15 protein-coding genes and 1 pseudogene are annotated in these 19,523 nt (G+C 63.1%); 4 read left to right on the plus strand and 12 right to left on the minus strand.

The window, feature by feature from the left end:
• Positions 1 to 24: 24 nt before the first annotated feature.
• Positions 25 to 624 (minus strand): CoA pyrophosphatase, encoded by a 600-nt coding sequence (locus ABEH27_RS01540; RefSeq protein ID WP_346611867.1) that lies wholly within the window; start codon positions 622 to 624, stop codon positions 25 to 27.
• Between the two features lie 126 nt (positions 625 to 750).
• Between ABEH27_RS01540 and ABEH27_RS01545 the strand changes: the two genes are divergently transcribed.
• From ABEH27_RS01545 to ABEH27_RS01560, 4 genes are all read left to right on the plus strand, one after another.
• On the plus strand, positions 751 to 1,302 hold the full coding sequence (locus tag ABEH27_RS01545; protein WP_346611868.1) for an NUDIX hydrolase: 552 nt from the start codon (positions 751 to 753) through the stop codon (positions 1,300 to 1,302).
• An 18-nt stretch (positions 1,303 to 1,320) separates the two neighbouring features.
• Positions 1,321 to 1,875 (plus strand): L,D-transpeptidase family protein, encoded by a 555-nt coding sequence (locus ABEH27_RS01550; protein ID WP_346611869.1) that lies wholly within the window; start codon positions 1,321 to 1,323, stop codon positions 1,873 to 1,875.
• A gap of 160 nt (positions 1,876 to 2,035) precedes the next feature.
• On the plus strand, positions 2,036 to 3,715 hold the full coding sequence (locus ABEH27_RS01555) for a ShlB/FhaC/HecB family hemolysin secretion/activation protein (RefSeq protein ID WP_346611870.1): 1,680 nt from the start codon (positions 2,036 to 2,038) through the stop codon (positions 3,713 to 3,715).
• A 27-nt stretch (positions 3,716 to 3,742) separates the two neighbouring features.
• Entirely contained in the window at positions 3,743 to 8,269 is a 4,527-nt protein-coding gene (locus ABEH27_RS01560) for a hemagglutinin repeat-containing protein (RefSeq protein ID WP_346611871.1), read from the plus strand.
• Positions 8,270 to 8,470: 201 nt separating this feature from the next.
• On the opposite strand, the pseudogene ABEH27_RS01565 reads toward ABEH27_RS01560, so the two are convergent.
• From ABEH27_RS01565 to gspF, 11 genes and pseudogenes are all read right to left on the minus strand, one after another.
• Positions 8,471 to 9,072, minus strand: a pseudogene (locus tag ABEH27_RS01565) (type IV secretion protein Rhs); the annotation flags it as partial.
• Positions 9,073 to 9,175: 103 nt separating this feature from the next.
• Positions 9,176 to 9,760, minus strand: a complete 585-nt coding sequence (locus ABEH27_RS01570; protein ID WP_346611872.1) for a DUF1629 domain-containing protein — start codon at positions 9,758 to 9,760, stop codon at positions 9,176 to 9,178.
• A 10-nt stretch (positions 9,761 to 9,770) separates the two neighbouring features.
• A complete protein-coding gene (locus tag ABEH27_RS01575) occupies positions 9,771 to 14,027 on the minus strand; it encodes an RHS repeat-associated core domain-containing protein (RefSeq protein ID WP_346611873.1) in 4,257 nt (1,418 codons plus the stop codon).
• A 320-nt stretch (positions 14,028 to 14,347) separates the two neighbouring features.
• Positions 14,348 to 15,007 (minus strand): hypothetical protein, encoded by a 660-nt coding sequence (locus tag ABEH27_RS01580; RefSeq protein WP_346611874.1) that lies wholly within the window; start codon positions 15,005 to 15,007, stop codon positions 14,348 to 14,350.
• A complete protein-coding gene (gspM, locus tag ABEH27_RS01585; RefSeq protein ID WP_346611875.1) occupies positions 15,004 to 15,390 on the minus strand; it encodes a type II secretion system protein GspM in 387 nt (128 codons plus the stop codon). The genes ABEH27_RS01580 and gspM overlap by 4 nt, the downstream gene beginning before the upstream one ends.
• Positions 15,387 to 16,475, minus strand: coding sequence for a GspL/Epsl periplasmic domain-containing protein (locus ABEH27_RS01590; protein WP_346611876.1), 1,089 nt, complete (start codon positions 16,473 to 16,475; stop codon positions 15,387 to 15,389). The genes gspM and ABEH27_RS01590 overlap by 4 nt, the downstream gene beginning before the upstream one ends.
• The gene (locus ABEH27_RS01595; RefSeq protein ID WP_346611877.1) at positions 16,472 to 17,062 is read right to left on the minus strand and encodes a prepilin-type N-terminal cleavage/methylation domain-containing protein; all 591 of its coding nucleotides are present in this window, start codon (positions 17,060 to 17,062) and stop codon (positions 16,472 to 16,474) included. The genes ABEH27_RS01590 and ABEH27_RS01595 overlap by 4 nt, the downstream gene beginning before the upstream one ends.
• Positions 17,059 to 17,427 carry a type II secretion system protein GspI gene (locus tag ABEH27_RS01600; protein ID WP_346611878.1) on the minus strand — a complete coding sequence of 123 codons (369 nt, stop codon included), beginning with the start codon at positions 17,425 to 17,427 and terminating at the stop codon, positions 17,059 to 17,061. Before ABEH27_RS01600 ends, ABEH27_RS01595 begins: the two co-directional genes overlap by 4 nt.
• Positions 17,424 to 17,861, minus strand: a complete 438-nt coding sequence (gene gspH / locus ABEH27_RS01605; RefSeq protein ID WP_346611879.1) for a type II secretion system minor pseudopilin GspH — start codon at positions 17,859 to 17,861, stop codon at positions 17,424 to 17,426. Before gspH ends, ABEH27_RS01600 begins: the two co-directional genes overlap by 4 nt.
• A 3-nt stretch (positions 17,862 to 17,864) precedes the next feature.
• On the minus strand, positions 17,865 to 18,299 hold the full coding sequence (gspG, locus tag ABEH27_RS01610; protein ID WP_346611880.1) for a type II secretion system major pseudopilin GspG: 435 nt from the start codon (positions 18,297 to 18,299) through the stop codon (positions 17,865 to 17,867).
• Between the two features lie 18 nt (positions 18,300 to 18,317).
• Positions 18,318 to 19,520, minus strand: coding sequence for a type II secretion system inner membrane protein GspF (gene gspF / locus ABEH27_RS01615; protein ID WP_346611881.1), 1,203 nt, complete (start codon positions 19,518 to 19,520; stop codon positions 18,318 to 18,320).
• Positions 19,521 to 19,523 lie beyond the last annotated feature (3 nt).

Below are 19,523 nucleotides of genomic sequence, written 5' to 3' on the forward strand. Positions count from 1 at the left end.
CAACGGCGGCGGGGTGGGCCCCGCTCAGATTTCGATGTAGCGTTCGGGGGGGTGATGCAGGCTGATCCCGGCGTCGTACAGCAGGTTGACCAGCTCGACGATCATGATCGCCGACAGCCCCCAGATCTTGTATTCGCCATAGCGATAGCTGGGCACATACCAGCTGCGGCCCTGGTAATCGATACGGTGGGTATGGTCACGCGGGTCCTGGCGGAAGAATTCCAGCGGCACGCTGAATACTGCCGCGATCTCCGCATCGTTGGCGCGGTATTCGACGAAATCGGGAATAACCCCGACGAATGGCGTCACTTTCAGGCCATGCAGCGAAATCAGCGGGCTAAGTGGGCCGAGTACTTCGACCAGGCCCGGCGGCAGGCCGATTTCTTCTTCGGCTTCGCGCAGGGCGGTGAATACAAGGTCAGGGTCTTCCGGGTCGCGCCGCCCGCCGGGGAAGGCAACTTCGCCACCGTGGGTCGAAAGGCCCTGGGCACGCAGGGTCAAAACCAGCTCGGGCGCTTCGCTGCGGGTAATGGGCAAAAGAACCGCGGCCTCGGGGAACCGTCGGTCGGTTTCCAGTGAAGCAGGTTGGTGGTTGCTCATTCGGCGAAGTAGCTCGTCCAGCATTGCGCACTCTCGTTTCCAAGGCCTGCCCTGCATGATGCACCAAAGCCGCGAAGCACCCAAGCCCTGTACGCTTGCGGCAGCCCCACGTGGCGCGCCAAGATAGCCCGATCACAAGGGAAGAAAAGCATGAAATTCTGCAGCGCGTGCGGCCAGCCAGTCATTCAGCGGATCCCCGAGGGCGACACCCGCCTGCGGTATGTCTGCGAGCATTGCCAGACCATCCACTACCAGAACCCTAACATCGTCGCCGGTGTGCTGCCGACCTGGGGCAGCCAGGTGCTGCTGTGCCGGCGTGCGATAGAGCCGCGTCGCGGCTACTGGACCCTGCCTGCGGGGTTCATGGAGAACGGCGAAACCATCGACCAGGCCGCCCGTCGTGAAACCGTCGAAGAAGCCTGCGCCCGGGTAGGCCCCATGGCCCTGTATCAGCTGTTCGACCTGCCGCACATCAACCAGGTACATGTGTTCTTCCGCGCCGAACTGGCCGACAAGGCCTTCGATGTCGGTGTCGAAAGCCTGGAAGTGCGGTTGTTCGAAGAACACGAGATACCGTGGGACGAGCTGGCTTTCCGCACCGTCACGCGCACACTAGAATGCTATTATCGCGACCGCATCGGGCAGCACTACCCCATAGGCCATGAGTACCTGCCCCCGATGAACGTTTCGCCCACTACTTAAGCTTGCAGGTGCTGCTTCATGCGCTGGTTGTTCGCCCTCCTCTGCCTTTGCGTTACCTCGGTGTCCCAGGCGGCCTTCACCGAAACCATCATTCGCAAGCCGCAACCACCGGTGCCGCTACAATCGCAATCGCAGGCGGCCATGCAGCCGCTGATCGACAAGGTGCTGGTGATCAAGTCCGAGCGCCGTCTGCAACTGATCAGCCGCGGTGAGCCGCTGAAAACCTACCGCATCTCGTTGGGCAAACAGCCCAAAGGCGCCAAGGAGCGCGAGGGCGACAAGAAAACCCCCGAGGGCCTGTACTGGCTGGACTGGCGCAAGGAAAGCGACCGCTTCAACCTGTCCATGCACATCACCTACCCGAACATCAGCGATGCCGCCCGCGCCACCCGTGAAGGCGTCAGTGCCGGCAGCATGATCATGATCCACGGCACGCCGCTGAACGACGATTACCCGGAGTGGTACTTCCATACGCTCGACTGGACCGATGGCTGCATTGCCATGCGCAACGCCGACATGCGCGAGGTCTGGGATCTGGTGCGGGACGGCACCTTGATTGAGATTCGCCCTTGATAGTCCTGCATGCCCATTGAGGCTGTAGGAACCTTCCCACCGCCCTTGCACACTTGCCCTACCGCCATGTAGGCAGCAGACTGCATCCGACTGACTGGCAAAATTCTTAGCATCCACGCAAACGAGTACGCATGCCGTACGCCATTTGCGGGGTTATTCAATGCCGTCCGGGTTTCGCTGCATCGCCAGCAGGCTGCTTGCCTGCTTTGTGCCCGCCATGCTGGGCCTGCCACAGGCCCTGGCCGAAGACCCTGCCAGCCAGCAACTGCGTGACCAACAGCAGACATTGCGGCAGCTGGAGCAGCAGCTACGGCTGCAGCGCTGGCAGCAAGGCCCGGCGTTGCAGCGCAACGATGACCTGGCGCCGGGCGTTCCCAGCGACAGCCATTGCTGGAACGTCACGGGGGTGGCCCTGGCCGGCAACCAGCGGCTCTCTGCGCAGGCCCTTGAAGCGGCCGTTCTGCCTGCACTCAAGCCCTGCATGGGCATCGACGACATCAACCGCCTGCTCAAGGCCATTACCCAGCGCTATGTGCAAGCCGGTTACCCGACCGGCCGCCCTTACCTGCGCCAGCCACCACAGCATGACGCGCCCCTGGATGTCGTCATCATCGAAGGCTTCGTCGAGTCGGTCGAGCTCAGCGCCGACCTGCCGCTGTCCCTGCACAGTGCATTCCCCGACCTGCTGGGCCACCCCCTGTACCTGCCAGACCTCGAGCAAGGGCTGGACCAACTCAACCGGCTGCGCGCCTATGAGCTGAATGCCGAGCTGTTGCCAGGCGAGATGCAAGGCGGCACGCGGGTGCTGGTGCAATCTCGCCAGGTGGCTTCACGCTGGCACCTGGACAGCCGCTTCGACAACCGCGGCAGCGCCCTGACCGGGCGGCACAGGTTGAACCTCAGCCTCGGCGTGGACAGCCCGCTCGGCCTCAACGATGACCTGCGCCTATCGCTGGCAACCACCGTCATCGATGCCCCCGGGCGCAGCCAGGGCGTGACGCTGTACTACAGCCTGCCCTATGGGCCATGGACGTTCGCGCTCAACGCCAGCCAGTTGAGCTATGACGCGCCGATCCCGCAATACAGCCAACGCAGCAACGGCAGCAGCAGCTTCCAGGGCATCAGCGCCGAACGGGTGCTGTGGCGCAACCAGCGCGGCATGCTCAGCGCCAGTGCCCGAGTGGATCGCAAGCAACTGGTCAACCGCGCCGGCAAAGCTGTCATAGGCGTACAGAGCCATAACCTGACCACCGTCGAGGCTGGCCTCAATATGCTATGGCTGGACGACGGCCTGTGGAGCGCGCACCTGGGCGTCGCCCAAGGCATGGGCTGGTTCGGCGCCGATCAGCCAGCCCAGCGCGCGGATGCGCCGCGCCCCGACTTTCGCAAGTACCGCGCCAGCGTGCTGCATCTGCGCCAGGGGCCGGCGAACTGGCCTTGGCGTTGGCAGAGTGAACTTGCCCTGCAGTACAGCAGCGATGTGCTGCCCGCCGTCGAGCAACTGCTGGCCAGCGATGACTCGGCCGTGCGCGGTTTTCGCCAGCGCACCTACGCCGGGGCCAGCGCCGCCGTCTGGCGCAATACCTTCAGCCAGGCACTCCCCATGGCCTGGGCCGCCCCCGTGCAGGTGCGCCCTTATCTGGGCGTGGACCTGGGCGCGGCTCGCGTGGCGAAAGGCAAGCCTGGCCAGCGCCTTGCCGGTGCAGCGGCAGGCGTGGAACTGAGCCTGCCCCATGGCCGCTTTCGCCTGGATTACCAACGCGCCCTCTACACCAACGACTTGCACCGCTCTGGCCTTGAGCCCGGCTTCTGGGTGCTGGAGTGCGCCCTGAACATCTGATTCACCCACAACAAAGAGAACGAGAACATGCAGACACTCTCGCAGATACCGTCTACCCGCCCCGATACCTTGCGCTGGAAGATTTTCCTAGCCCTGCTCGGCCCCTCTACCGCGCTGGCTCAGGGCGGCCTGGAAGCAGCCGCTGGCCCTGGGGGTACTCCCGTCATCAACAACGGCCACGGCGTGCCGGTCATCGACATCGTCGCCCCCAACCCCAGCGGGCTGTCGCACAACCAGTATCTCGATTACAACGTTGCCGGCGCCGGCGTGGTGCTGAACAACGCCGTGCAAGCCGGCCAGTCGCAACTGGCCGGCGCGCTTGCTGCCAATCCGCAGTTCCAGGGCCAGGCAGCCTCGACCATTCTCAACGAGGTGGTCAGCCGCAACGCATCGTTGATCGAAGGCCCGCAAGAGATCTTCGGCCGCCCCGCCGACTACATCCTGGCCAACCCCAACGGCATCACCCTCAACGGTGGCAGCTTCATCAATACCACCCGCGCAGGGTTCCTGGTGGGCACGCCGGAGCTGCAGGAGGAACAATTGAAAAACCTCAACACCTTGAACGCCAGCGGCACTTTGCAAGTGCTCCAAAGGGGCCAGAGCAATGCCGAAGGTGCGCTCGAACTGATCGCGCCGAAAATCGACAGCAAAGGTTTGCTGCTGGCCGGGCAAGACCTCAACGTCACCGTTGGCCGCAACCGCATCGGCTACAGCGACGGGCAGGTTATCGAGCATCTGCCCGGTACCCCTTCGAGCATCGACGCCAACCTGTTCGGCGCCATGCGCGCGGGGCGTATCCGTGTGGTCAGCACCGCCGAGGGTGCCGGGGTGCGGGTGGGGCCGGTGCAGGTCAAAGCCGATCAAGGCATCACCATTCAGTCGGCCGGTACATTAGAGGTCAGTGGCAGTGCCGACCAGGCGGGCGAGTTGATCAGCGAGCACGGCACCATGCTGCTGACAGCCGCCGATGACCTGACGCTGACGGCCGTCGACGGTCGCGCCGAACGCATCGAAATCAAGGCGGGCAAGAAGCTCACTCTGGATGCCGCTAGCCGCGAAAAAATCGCGCACGAGCGCGAGGACTGGAAAAAAAAGTTCCTGTTCGTCACCCGCGAGACCTACAGCCGGGAGCGCACCACCACCGACAGCCATCTGCGCGGCACACAACTGAACAGCGCTGACAGCACCCTGTTGCAGTCCGGCGCGGACATGCGCCTGGTAGCGGCCGACGTGAATGCCGGTGGCGACCTGACCGTCGACAGCGGCGCCAACCTGGACATCGTCGCAGGCATCGAGAGCAAACGCAGCAGTGAAGCAGTCCGCCACCGCAAAGACCTGTGGCGCGGCGACTCGGACACCACGCAGTACAACGAAACGGCCAAAGGCAGCAACCTCAATGCCGGGCGCATGACGATCAAGGCCAACGACACGCTCACTGTCAGTGGCAGCAAGCTGCACAGCACAGGCGACATGGACATGAACGCCGAACACATTGAAATAGGCACCACGGCGCTGCAGGCCCAGGGCACCCGGCGCAACTACCGGGGCGACCTGGTCTCCGGCACGTTCTTCGGTGACCGCAAAGGTAACGACACTCAAGGCCAAAGCCTTGCCGGCAGCAGCGTTACGGCAGATGGCCTACTCAACATGACCGCCGACCAGGTCAGCATCAAAGGCAGTACCGTTCACGGCACGCAAGACGCGGTGCTCTACAGCGAAAAAGGCGCGCTGGCGATCGAGGCGGACTACGGCAGCACCACCACCACCGAGCGGGACAGCAACAGCAAGCTGTTTGGCCTGATCGGCAGCCAACATGAGCGCACGGACCGCACCCAGCAGGTGCTGGTCAGCGACGTGAGCTCGTCCAGCAACCTGCGCCTGGCCAGCGCCGAGGAAATGCGCATCCGCGGTTCCAAAGTCGAGGCGGGTGCGCATCTGCAGGTCGAGGCCAAGGGTGACCTGACCATCGACAGCGGGCAATCGGTCATCGACAGCGAAACTCGTAGCCAACAGCGTCATTTCACGGCCAGCGCCAAGCAGACCCAGGCAGCCGAGGACGGCAAACCCGAGTCGCGGCAATACGCCGCTGGCGTGGCGTACGACGTTGTCACCAGCACGGGTAAAGAGCACAAGGTTACCCAGCAGGCCAGTGAGCTGATGGGCGCAACCGTTGGCCTGGACAGTGGTGCCCACCTGCAGGTCAACGGGTCCAACGTCCAGGCCACCGCGGGCGATTTGAACGTCCAGGCCAGGCAGGTGACCCTGGGCGCGACCCGCAACGAAAACGAATCATCCAGCAGCACTGCCCGCAGCGGCGGCGGCCTGACCGTCACGGGTGGCATCGATCGGCTGGGCAGCCTGTTCGAAGGCCATCACAACGTCGAGGCGGTCACCGAGCGCGACAGCAAGGCGCAACGCAGCGAGCTACAGGCCAGCGGGGGTCTGAACATCCGCGCCGACGAACTGGTCACCGAAGCCGCACGCGTGAAGGCTGGCAATACCCTCAAGGTCACCGCCAGACACATTGAAAACCGTGCCGTGATGGACACCCACGAACGTGAGGAGCAGCGCAACGACTGGTCGGGCAGCGTCGGTGCCAGCCTGGAGTATCGCGACCTGACCCGGCCGATCGAACGCCTGGTGCTGGGCGAGGAAGCCGCACGCTTCCAGCAAGCGTCCCCTGAAGATGCGATGGTGGCGCCCAGCGTTGGCGGCGACATGACCATCGAACACCTCAAGCGCCTGGAAAACCAGCGCCGCGGCGTTGCCCAGATAAGCGAGCTGGCCGGGGCTGCGGTGGAGGTAAAGGCCGAGACCATCGATGACCACGGCACAGCCTGGCGCGCCAATGCCGGTGAGCTGAAGATCGAGGCCGAGCAACATCATGTGCGCGCCGCCGAGAACACCGAGGACGCCACCCTGCAGCGCCTTGCCTACGGTGGCGACTTGCGCGTGGACACCAGCACCGGCCAGGATCTGAACGTCCGCGCTTCCGGCAAGGGCGGCTCGCTGGACACGCAGAAAACCGCCAGCACCGCCGTGCCAGGCAGCCTGTATGGGCAACAGGGCATTCAGGTGCAGCTGGGAAGCGATGGCCGCTACGAGGGCACGCACATCGATGGTGGTGACGGCGACGTGGTCGTCCAGAGCGCCGGCACGCTGTCGATGACCCAGGCCAGCGACCATGCTCAGCAGGTATCGCGCCAGCTCGACGGCAACGCCTGGGCCAAGGTTGGCAACCGGCCTGGCAGCACCGGCGTCGATGGCCGTGGCTACCTCGACCATCGTCAGCAACAGGCCATGCAGACCACGGCGCACGTGGCACAGATCGATACCGAGGGTGGCGTGCGCCTGCTCAGCGAGGGTGATCTGCTGCTCGAAGGCACCCGCATTGGCAGCCGCGAGGCGAAGGTCGGCGATACAGTCGTGGAAAGTGGCGGTGGGCTGCAGGTCAAAGCGGCCAACAATACCCAGCAAGCCAATGGCGCAAGCCTCGGTGGCGGCATGGAGCTGGCCGTCAAGACCGGCAACACCCAGGGCGGGGCCATTGGTGGCCACTTCAACCACGGCAAGCAGAACGAAGACGCCCGCCAGGCGGTCGACGCGCACATCGAGAGCACCGGCAAACTGACCCTCGGCAGCCGTGCTCGCGAAGAGATCGCCGTGCACCTGGCAGGCCTGCAGGCTTCGGCGCAGCAAATCGACATTCAGGCCGCCAATGGCGGCGTGCTGGTCGAGGCGTCGTCCAACCTCGAGCGCCGCGACAACCTGGACATCACCGCCGGTGCCGGTTTCAACCTGTCCAAAGGCGCGACCGACACCCGCGGGCTGCATGGCCGTGCGCAGGTCGACCTGGACAAGCGCGACAACCACACCTCGAACGCCGGCAACCTGCGCGCCGAAAACATCGACCTGCAAAGCCGCGGTGACATGCGCATCGAAGGCGTCAGCCTGGAGGCCGGCCGAATCAGCGGCGCAATCGATGGCGACCTGCACATTGCCAGCCGCATGGACAAGGTGGACACCCTCACCGTCAAGGGTGATGCACGCCTGAGCCAGGAGAAGAACCCGCAGGGCTACGCCAACGCGGCCAGCTCCGTTACCACCCCGCTGGGCAGCAAGGTAAGCGACAAGGCCGGCTCGGCCGCAAGCAAGGTAGACCCCGGCTTCTCGCCAACCTTCAGCCTGGATGTATCGCATGAGCAGCGCAACAGCGTGGCCCAGCAGGCGGTACTCAAGGGCAGCGACGGAATTGACCTGACGGTCGGTGGTGATGCTCACCTGGTGGCTGCGAAGTTGCAGTCGGCGAAGGGTGACGTCGCCCTTAAGGCCAACGCGGTAACCCAAGCCTCACTCAGTGGCAATGACTACCGCCGGGATGTGTCGATCGATGCCTCCAATTCGCCGGTAGACCTGGGCACCGCGATAGCCCAGGTGGCCAAAAACAAAGGTGCGGCGGATGGGGAAAATGCACTGGATCTGGGGCTGCTGCGTACCAGCGGGCATAGCCGCAGTGAGCAGTGGGCTTCGAGCATAAAAGGGAAGGCGAACTAACCGAGGCTGAAAAACGCTTTCGACTGGACGTCGCTTTCCAAGTCCGGCAATCCGCTTGGGCTTCCTTGGGCTAACTAAGGTGGCCCAAAGCGGGTGATAGTAGAGCAGGCCCCCCCGAGGGGGCCGAGATTAATGGCAGCGACCTCACCCTCGCTTATTGCTCAGTTCTAACGGCGTACCAAGCTGATCGGTATGGAATTAGTAGACCTTCTGCCCTTCCCCTTCCACCTGATCCACCCGCGCCAGCGGTGCGTAGCTACCCGGCTCATACAAATACAGAATGCTCTGCCCCGGCGTCTCTTCCCGCAACATCCGCAGCCCTTGCCAGAGGAAGTGCTTCAGCTCCGTCTCGCCGACGATTTCAGCGCTCTTGGCAATGCGTCGCCCCAAACTGTCATAGCGATAAGTCCCGACGCTGTGCAGTTGCCCATTTACCAGCGTCTCGGCACGCACAAGCCGGTTTTCGCAGTCATAGCTAAAGCTCTGCAGTTTGCTATGCCCTGAGCGCTTCTCGATCAGGTTGCCCCACGGGTCATAGCGATACTCCTGATCGCGCCAGCGCTTGATACGGTTGTCCTTGACCTTCTCCAGTTTTCGCGCATTGAAGTCCAAGCGGTTGGCTGCCGGGTCATAACGGAACTCTTCGCTACCTACGAGGGAACCGGTATCGCGGCTGCGCAACTGGCGTTGCCTTCGTACTCGTATTTGATCTCCCCGCGTAGCTTGTCCAGCGTACGCACCAATTCCCCTGCCGGGTCGTACTGATAACGCCGATGAATCGGGTTGTACGCATGCTCCACCATCTTCCCCGTTGAGGTAGTCGGTCATCTGGCCCAGCGCATCGAACTCGGCCAGCAGGTTGCCCTTGTCGTCGTAGCGCGCCTGCCAATTCGTTAGGCCATTACATTAGCCAGCTTTAAGAAATCGCACACAAAGCTTTTTATCCTGAACTTCACGAACCAAGTTCTCCGAAACGATAGGATCAACCCAAATGGCACCCTGGATGAAGAAAAAATCCAGGGATCTAGCCTTGACCTCGTTGATGCATAGCCTTGTAATACCCCGGACATTATAGTCAGGACTTAGCTCGCCACTCTGAATCTTACTCAATACCAAGGACTTCCCAGCGTACTCTGAATCCCGATAATCAAAGCATGGCACTTTCGAATTAGCATGAATTAGATAATATCTCTTCTCAACAGGCTTTCCACTGTGATATTTAACTACCGCCGGTACAAACTCTAAATCTACCTCAAACTTGCTGAAGACTGCCTTTAATTGATCGGACACAAAAAACGAGCCACAACCCGTTAAAAAAAAGTCAGACTTCAAACTACGAACTTTTTTATCCATAGTCAAATCCACAGTCAAATCTTTAGTTTGAAGGAACCGTCCAACTTGATAGTAATCCTCGAGCGGAGGCGTGAATAATACATCGCCATCAGTATATCTCCCATCAACGGCCTCGTGGCACATAACAAAATAATTCACCGGTTTTCTCCTAGCATGTCGAGCGAGTGCCTTTGGGCCGAGGATCTGTATTTTGTAGCCTTAATGAATCTGATCCAAGACTCATTCTCATACTTCTTTCAACAGCCGCAATTTTCTTGAGTAATTGCTGGTCAGATGCAGTTGCCAAACTTCCTAACTTTTGCTCAGCCCCCAACAGTCGTGTTCGCGCGGCATCATAATAGGAGCCAAGATGGCCACCGCTATGTAGCGGCTTGCCTGAAGCTAAGGATTCAGCGGAGGTAGTCGGCAATGGAGAACCATTACTGGCGCCGTTGGGATTATAAATGCCGCGATTCATAGCTTCCTGAATGAGATTAGATTTATTAACCACGTTCGTCGGGATCAAATGGTGAGCAGCGTAACCCGGCGGCACAGTATTACCAGCCTTAGCCATGGCGGCAGCTAGTAGCTTACCTGGTGACAAACCAGCGGGATCAACCCAAGAGATTGGATTAGGTGCGTACAAGTAAAGATTATCGCCCCCTAGGACACCCAACGGATCCTGGGTAACAAACCTTCCAGCCTCTGGATCGTAGTACCTAAATAAATTGTAATGTAGCTCTGTTTCCTGATCAAAATATTGACCCTGAAATCGTAAATTCTGCTCAACCTCATTGGTTGAATAGTTATCTACCACACCCCACGATCGATACCTAGCCTGCCAGACGACGCGACCATCGCTACTTGTTAGATCCACAGGCGTACCCACCTGATCCGTATGGAAGTAGTAGACCTTCTGCTCGACCCCTTCAGCCTGATCAACGCGTGCCAGCGGTGCATAGCTGCCTGGCTCATACAGGTACAAGCTGTTCTGCCCAGGCGTATCCTCACGCAGCATCCTCAGTCCTTGCCAGAGGAAGCGCTTCTGCTCGGTGATGCCGTTGATTTCCGACTGCTTGGCTACCCGTCGACCCAGACTGTCATAGCGATACGCGCCGGTGCTTTCCAGCTTGCCATTGACCAGCGTCTCCGCCCGAACCAACCGGTTCTCACAGTCATAGCTAAAGCTCTGCAGTTTGCTATGCCCTGAGCGCTTCTCGATCAGGTTGCCCCACGGGTCATAGCGATACTCCTGATCCCGCCAGCGCTTGATACGGTTGTCCTTGACCTTCTCCAGTTTTCGCGCATTGAAGTCCAAGCGGTTGGCTGCCGGGTCATAACGGAACTCTTCGCTACCTACGAGGGAACCGGTATCGCGGCTGCGCAACTGGCCGTTGGCTTCGTACTCGTATTTGATTTCGCCACGCAGTTTATCGAGGGTGCGCACCAATTCACCTGCCGGATCGTACTGGAAACGGCGGTGGATGGGGTTGTAGGCATGCTCCACCAGCAGTGAAGTGTTGATGCCGGTATTGTGCACCTGCGACAGCTTGTCGGCCGGCAAGGTCGAGGCAAACTGCCAGGCTTTGCGCCCCATGGCGTCGTAACCAAAGCAACTGGTGAGTTTGCCCTGGGTGCGATACACCTCGCGGTGCAAGTCATCACGCTCCATGTCGCTGATGACCTGGCCATCCAGGTTCAGCTGGTGCAGGTGGCCGCTACCGTAGTACAGATAGTTGACCTGGCGACCGTCCGGCAAAGTCAATGTGGTCAAGTTGCTGAGCGGGTCATAGTCGTAGCCCAACATCCCTTGTGCTGAGGTCTCTTGGGTCAAGCGACCCAACACGTCATAGGCGTACTCCAGCGTTTCCTCAGTCACACCATGCTGCTTGCCAATGCCGGTGGGTTGGCGCTGGATGCTCAGCAACCGGTCGACTTGATCATAGGTGAAGTCTTGGCGGGCATCGCGGTTGAGCTTGGCGACCAGGCGGCCAATCGGATCGCGTTTAAACAGCGTATGGCGCTCCGGTTGTTCGCCACGCTCGCCGTAGCCGATTTCGTCCAGCCGGGTCAGATGGCCGCCGTCGTTGTAGGTAAACCGGCGCGTCAGGTTATCCACCCGCACTTCTTCCACCAGCCGGTCCGACGCATCGTAGGCGAAGCGGTACGAGGCGTTGTTCTCGTTGATGAGTGCGGTCAGGCGCAGCGCCTTGTCGTACTCGTAGCGCACCATCCCGCCTTTCGGGTCGCTGCGCAGGCTTGGCAAACCATGGCCCGTGCGCAACAGTCGGGTGGTCTGGCCTTTGCCGTCGGTGTGGCTGAGTACCTGGCCAACGTCGTTGTAGGTGAAAGCCTCCGCCGTGCCGTCCGGATGGCTGATGCGCAGCACTTCACCGTTCGGCTTGCGTTCAAGCGTGGTGGTCTGGTTCAGCGCATCGGTCACCGCCACCAGGTGCTGCCGCTCGTCATAGCGGTAGTAGGTGCTCTTGCCCGAACAGTCCTGATACCGCTCGACCTGGGCGTGGGCGTTCCACCACAGGTACTTGGACCTGTAGGTGGCATCGACGATGGTGTGCGGCAGGCCATCTTCGCCGTGGAAGTATTCGGTCATCTGACCGAGTGCATCGAATTCGGCCAGCAGGTTGCCCTGGGCGTCGTAACGCGCTCGCCTGGTGCTACCGTCGGGATACGTGACCTGGGTCACCAGGGTGGTCAGGTGGTGGTATTCGTAGGCGATGGTGCGGCTCAGCGGGTCGGTTTCTTCGAGCAGGCGGGCGAACTCGTCGTACTTGAAGTGCAACTGGTTGCCGTCCGGCAGGGTCAGGCCGACCATGTTGCCGTAATCGTCCAGGTCGATGGCGTAGCGTTCGCCGCCGTAGTCGCGGCTGGCGATAACGCGGTGGTCTTCGTTGTAGTCAATCTCCAGCTCACGGCCCAGCACGTCGGTGGCCCAGCTGGTGCGCGCTGCGAAGTCGTAGCGGAAGTGGAAGCGCTCGCCGTCGCTGGTCCAGTGTTCGACCACGCGCGGCTGGCCGTCGAGGGTTTGCCAGCGATAGTGGCAGCCCAGGCCAATGGCGTTGCTGTGGGCCACCATCACGCCGTCGGCATAGCTGAAGCTGCGCACGGTGTCGCCGTTGCGGTTGACCACGGCACTGAGCTGGCCGTGTTCGTCGTAACGGTACTGGGTCAGCGTTTCGACACCCTGGTTGTCGACCACCCGCTTGATGTCGGTCAGCCGGCCCAGGGGGTTGTCGTAGTGCAGGTGCACGCGTGTGCCGCCGGTAGCGCTGATGTCGGTCAGCGTGCCTTGTTCGGTGCGGGTGAAGTGCAGGAAGTGGCCTAGGGCGTTTTCGATGCGCTGCAGTGGGACATCGGTGTTGGTGTCCGGCACCTCGCCGAAGTAGAAGAACAGGTTGTCCAGCGTCTGCAGGATGTAGTGGCCGCCTTCGGTGCACACCAGGTACACCTGCTCGTGCGGGTTGTAGATGCGCTCACCCGGCTGGATGTCCACGAACGGAACTTCGCGGCCCTGGTTGTCGGTGAGGTAGACGAAGTAGCCGCTGCGGCGCAGGCTTTGCTCCCACGGCAGTACCCAGCCGCGGCCGAGCACGCTTTCGACGGTGAGGTCGCTGGCGTAGAAGCGTGACCATTCGATCGGCATCAGGCCCGGCAGGCTGAAGTCGACTTCGTCGGGGATCAACTTGCGGCCTGTGGTCAGATCGACTGGGTTACCTGCCAAACCGCCCAATACCCTGCGAGCCACCGGCTCGACCACATAGCGAGCAGCCACCTCGCCGGCCACGAAGCCCGCCGTGAATCTCATGGCGCACGGCATGGCGGCCTTCAGGCCGGCCTGGGTGCCGGTCTTCAGCACGCTGGCGAGACCACCGGCGGCACCGGCGACGGCCATCAGTACATCCACGGTGGTGCGCAGCCATTGTGGGATTTCGTCATCCACCGGCAGGTAGCGGTACGTGCCGCCGCCGATGAAGACGTTGTTCGAACCACCGGAAATGCTCGCGCCGCAGGTCAGCTTGTCGCCCTTGCGCGCGGCCGCCACGCCATTGATGAAAACATTGGTCGAGCCTTCGGCGATCTGCATCGGACCGGGGTGCTTGGTGCAGGCGCCGATGCTCTTCTCAACCCGCGCGGCCTTGCGGTTGTTGATGAAGACGTTGGGTGAAGCCGTCGTTATCGTCCCAGAGGGGGACTTGAACAGACTGCCCAGCGCCTCGCCGGCAGCGGTCAGCAGGCTGCTCCCGACACCTGCCGCGATGCCGGCCAGCAACGCCACGCCGAAGCCACAAGTGAATGTGGCGATGGCCACCGTGGCCACCAGCGCGATGCCTAAGGCAGCACCCAGCACGAACCCGCCCAATGCGCCCGTATGTGAAATCTCGTCGCCGAACCTGGCTGCTTCGAACATGACGGGTTACTCCCGTTCGCCAGATACGGCATAGCCTGCGACCCTGTCGCGCCGATCCATTGACCTCAGCATCTCCCTGAAATGCACGGTAAACGTCTCAATCCAATTGCCGTGTGATCATCCGTGAAAGGCGCGAAGTAAATAGTTTCGGGCGTTGCCCTGTCAACCGGGCGCAAGCCTTGTCCGGCGCGGGCTAGAGTGGGCCAGAGGCGATATCAGAAAGCCATACCTCAAAGAAATCGGGCGTCCCGAGCGAGCGGTAGGCACTTCGTTTGAAAAGCCTCTTTTTGTAACTTCAGAAACGTCCGTAGGAACAATCGCTACCACTTGATCTCCTTCCGCCCAGACAGCGCCTGCGGCCCCAACCACTGCATGCTCCGTAACAAGGCAGTCAGACCAGCATCCGATTGCACATCGAATACCACTGTTGCCCGACGCGCCAGCAGGTCGGCATCCAGCTTGAGTTCCTGTTCGCCCTGCTGCGCCAGTTGCCCGCGAAGGTGCCAGCCAGCATGGCAATCCACCTCGACCCAGCCCTGCCCCAACCCCAGCGACCACGGTTCGCTCAAAGCCAGGTCGGTTACGCTTACCCGCCCTTGGCTACCTCGACACTGGCGCCCCGCGCCGTGCATGCGCAGCGCCCCCTGCCATTGCCCGGCCAGCCGGAAGTCGGTGAGCACCGTCGGCTGGCTACCCAACGCGGTAGCGTCGAGCTGCCAACGCCATGGCCAACCTTCCGCGCGCAACTGCCAGCCCTGCCCTTGAAAACCTAGCTGCGCATCGGCTTGCAAGCGCCAGGGCTGCAGCGTCCAGGTCATGGGGCCGACAGGCCCGAACTGGCGGGCCTGGCCGTGCCACAGGCTGCCGCTGACATCGTGCAGCGGCAGGCCAGCGACGCGTACCACCCAGGCGGCAGGCAGCTCTATCAGCAAGGTCAGGCTGAAGACCAGCCCAGCCCACAACCAACACCAGCGCCTCATGGTTGCATCACCAGATCGAAACGCAGGCCCTTGGCATCCTGCTCCAGGCCCCACTGCAGCGGCCGGGCGCCTTCTGCCTGCAAGGCTTGCATCCAGCCTTGCAGCACACGCTCATCGGCCACCTGGCCGCGCAGTTGCCAGTGGCTGCCTTGCGCCTCGACGTCGACAAGCTCGATCTGTCTGGCCTGGGCAGACTGGCGCAACCGCTCCAGGCTTACCCCTGGGCCGCTGTGCAAAGCGCCAGCCTGCTCTGCCAGAACACCCCACTGCCTGAGCTCGCGCCACTGCGAGAGACCTTCGCGCAGCGCCACGAACGCCAGTAATGCGCCGATCAGGCACCACGCAAGCGGCAGGCGATAGCGCTGAATCCACTCTCGGGTCATGTTGCCGCCCCCAGATCGAACACCACCTGCGTTGACGGCGCGGTGCCTTGCACCTGCACCGCTGCGCCTGCGGCGCTGGCCATTTCTTGCCATGGCGGCGCGCGCCCTTCGCCGTCCAGGCGCAGGTGCCAGCGTTGGCCGTCAAAGCGCACTGCTTGCAGACGCCAGGCTGGGTGGTCCTGCAGCCAGGCGTGCAAACGTGCCTGCAGGTCGTCCAGCTGGCGCATGCGCAGTTGCTGTTGCACATCGGCCTCCCTCAGGCGCTTGAGGGCCTGCGCCGCGTGCCTTGGCGTGGCCTGGGCGCCGGTCACCGCCAGCACTTGCCCTCGCCATGTCTGCACCTGGCGCCATTGCTGGCTTGACCACAACGCGCCCCACACCGAAGCCAGTACCAGGCAAACCACGATCAAGCGCCGCTGGGGCGCTGGCACGCCGGGTAGCGCGCGCACCGAACGCGAGCGTTCGAACAGGCTTGGCAGGTTGTCCAGCGGCGCCAGCGCTAACGGCCAGCGACCGGCCAAGGCTACTGTGCGCAGCCCGCTCCAAGGCTGCTGCGGCAAATCACCCAGTGCGTCCGGCCACGCCAGCCAATGTTCACGGCTATCGTCACAGAGCCCACGGTAGAGGCTCAGGCCAGGCGCCCGCTGCCACTGCCAGGCCGCACCCGGCTCCGTTGTGGGCAGCAACTGGAACTCGGCCCAGCAGCGTTCCACCTCAAGCCCCCATTCGGCGCATTGCCCACGCCAGTCATCCAGGTGCTGCCGTGCTACCGCCAACAGGCGCAGCTGCCCGGCCTGGCGAGACAGGCAGGCACATTGCACCTCCTGCGCCCCCTGCAGCAAATGGTCTTCCAGCAGCAATGGCCACTCGTCACGCTTGAGGCCGGGCGGTGCCGCTAGCTGAAACTGGCTGCACAGCGGGCCCGGGATGATCAGCGCTACCCGTGCCTGCAGGTTCGCGGGCGGCTCGCCCTGCCCTTCACGCTGTGCCACCCCATCTTCGACCAGCACCCAGTCCCAGATTTCGCCCGGGCGCACCAGCAGCCACGGCCGGGCCGGCGTACGTCGCCGCCATTCAAGCTTCATGAACGCCCCCACGGGAGGATGAAGGTGCAGACATAAGGAGCTCCATCGCGCTGCAGTTCCACACGCACGCCACGGCCGGGGTGCGCAGGTTGATCGGAGGGCCAGGGCAGCCAGCGGCCACCCTGGTGATAAAGAACAGTGAAGGCACTGACCTGCTGCAGTTGCTCACGCAAGACCCAGCGCGGCTCGCTGGCGGCATACAGGTCTGCCGAAGTTTCCAGCAGCAGGCGTTGCTCGCGGGCGTCGAAACGCAGGCGCTGGCGCTGCAGCCGCGAACCGCCCTCGGCTTCGGGCAACGCCGTGGCTGCCACCCACAGCAATTGCTGACGGCCCGCCTGCCAGTCGAGCCAGCGGCTGGCCAGTGGCAGGCGCTGCTCGTACACCCGGCGCAGTGCCGGGCTGTCGAAGCGCCGCTCCAGGGCCAGGCAGAACTCCAGCACGCGGGTTTCCTGTTGGCTGCTCTGCAACCGTTCGCGGACCTTCAGCCAGCCATTGACCAAGGCGGCAAGCATCACCCCAAGCAAGGCCGTCAGCGCCATCGCCACCATCAGTTCGATCAGGGTCAAGCCGAGCTGGCGCTGCTTCATGGGCGCTCCAGAAAGACCGTGTACTGGCCAAGCGGCAGGCGCTGGTCGCGGTCGGCGTACAGCTGCAGCTCGCCACGGCGCAGGTCGCGCACGCCGGTGCGGCGCAGTTGCAGTAGCCAGTGGCAGGCCTGGCCACCCTGGAGCAACACGCCACTGGCCTGGCTGCTCGCCGGCCAGAACTGCTCGACGGCAAAACGCGCTTGCAATTCGCGGGCGCACAGCACGCCCAGGCGATGCTGTTGCACGCTGTCCTGTACCGCCAGGCGCTGGCGCAGGACCTGGCTGGTGATCACCGCCAGCACTGCGGCGATCGCCAGCGCCACGGTCACTTCCAACAGCGTGAAGCCGTGCTGCTGGCGCTTCATGGGGCCAGCCCGACGCGCAACTGACCGTCGCGGCCCCACGCCCACTGCTGGCTGCCTTCGGCCCAGCGCCAGTGGACCGTGCCCGGCTGCGCCCACCCCTGTGGCGTGAACAGCAAACGTGGCTGGCTGCTGGCTGGCCAGTCCGGGCGCAGGCCCTTCGGCCAGTCACCCAGGCTGACCGCTTCGACCACCCAACCGTCGCGTTCACGGCGCACGAACTGCGGGTGCTGGCCGGTCCAGCGCAGCCCGCGCAGCTGCCCGGCGTGCCTGGCCAATGCAGCTTGCGCCTGGACGTGCGCGGCCAACCGCTGCAGCGCCTGGTCGACACTGGCCTTGCCGCTGTCGAGCCAGGCCACGGCGAGGCCGGTCATGAGCCCGGCGATCGCCAGCACCACCAGCAACTCGAGCAGGCTGAAACCCTGTTGGCCGCGCATCGATCACAGCGCCCAGTTGCCCAGGTCGGCATCCTGGCCTTCACCACCCGGCACACCGTCTGCGCCCAGCGAATACACGTCGACCCGGCCATGCTCGCCCGGCATGCGGTACTGGTAAGGCGTGCCCCACGGGTCTTCGGGCAGGCGGCGCACATAGCCGTCGCTGCGCCAGGCACGCGGCAGCGGCTGCTGTGTCGGTTTTTTCACCAGTGCGGCCAGGCCTTGCTCATTGCTGGGGAAGCGCAGGTTGTCCAGCCGGTACATGTCCAGCGCCTGTTCGAGCGTGGCCAGGTCGGCCATGACCTTTTGCCGCATGGCCTTGTCCTGGTTACCAAGCACACTGGGCGCGACCACCGCGATCAGCAGGCCGATGATGAAGATCACCACCATGATTTCCATCAGGGTGAAGCCGCGCTGGCGGGTACGTCGATGCTGCATGGGGAAACTCCTTGTCATCTACAGTTGCAGGCCCTGGTTGAGTTGCATGATCGGCAACAGCACCGCCAGCACGATGAACAGCACCACGGCGCCCATCACCAGGATCATCAGGGGTTCGAAAAGCGCCATGGCGGTGTCCACCTGGCGGGCAAAACCGCGCTCCTGGTCATCGGCCACGCGTTCGAGCATGTCGGCCAGGGTGCCGCTGGCCTCGCCGCTGCCGACCATGTTCACCAGCAGTGGCGGGAACTGTTGGCAGGCGTCCAGCGCCCGGTGCAGGCTGGTGCCGCCCTGCACCTGCTGGCGCACCTGTTCCATCGCCAGGCGGATGCGCCGGTTGCCGACGGTTTCGGTGGCCACCTGCAAGGCTTCGAGCAGGGCCACCCCGCTGCTGGTGAGAATTGCCAGGCTGCGTGCCAGGCGGGCGCTCTCCAGCACCTGCAACAACCCGCCAATACGGGGCAGGCGCAGCAGCAGGTCATCGCGGCGCAGGCACCAGTGCGGTTTACGCAGCAGCCAGCGGGCCTGCAGCGTGGCGAGAACGGCCAGGCCCAGAATCCAAGGCCCGGCGTGCACAAGGCCCTGGCTGAAGCCGATCAGCAATGAAGTGATCAGCGGCAGGCTCTGGCCCGCATGGGCAAACTGTTCCGTGAGCTTGGGCACGACAAAGGTCATCAGGCCGATCACCACCGCCAGAGACACGCCCATCAGCACGCAGGGGTAGATCAACGCGGTGCGTGCCTTGTGCTGCTGGCGCTGCACCTGCTCCAGGTGGTCGGCCAACCGTGTCAGCACCTGGGCCAAGCGCCCCGAGCGCTCGCCGGCCTCGACCAGCGCACAATACAAACCGGTGAACGGCGCGCCTTGGCGGGCCAGGCTGGGCGCCAGCCCCAGGCCTTCGGCGAGCGAACCACGCAAGGCCACCAGCACCCCGTGCAGGGCGGGCTGGCGCAGCTGACGTTCCAGCGTGGCCAAGGCATCGACCAGGGCAATGCCGGCACCGGTCAAGGTCGCCAGTTGACGGGTCAGCTCGCACAACTGCGCCCGGCTCAGGCGCTGGCGGCGCGGTTGCCGGGTGCCTGCGTCATGGCGCTGTAATTGCCGGGCAAACAGCCCCTGCTCGCGCAGCAGCTGGCGCGCATGGCGCTCGGTGTCGGCCTGCAGGCTGGCTTTGTGGGTCTTGCCGGCAAGGTCGACGGCCTGGTAGCGAAAAGTCGGCATAGG

Origin of the sequence: Pseudomonas sp. P39-UII1 (genome assembly GCF_039672635.1) — a bacterium.
GTDB lineage: Bacteria > Pseudomonadota > Gammaproteobacteria > Pseudomonadales > Pseudomonadaceae > Aquipseudomonas.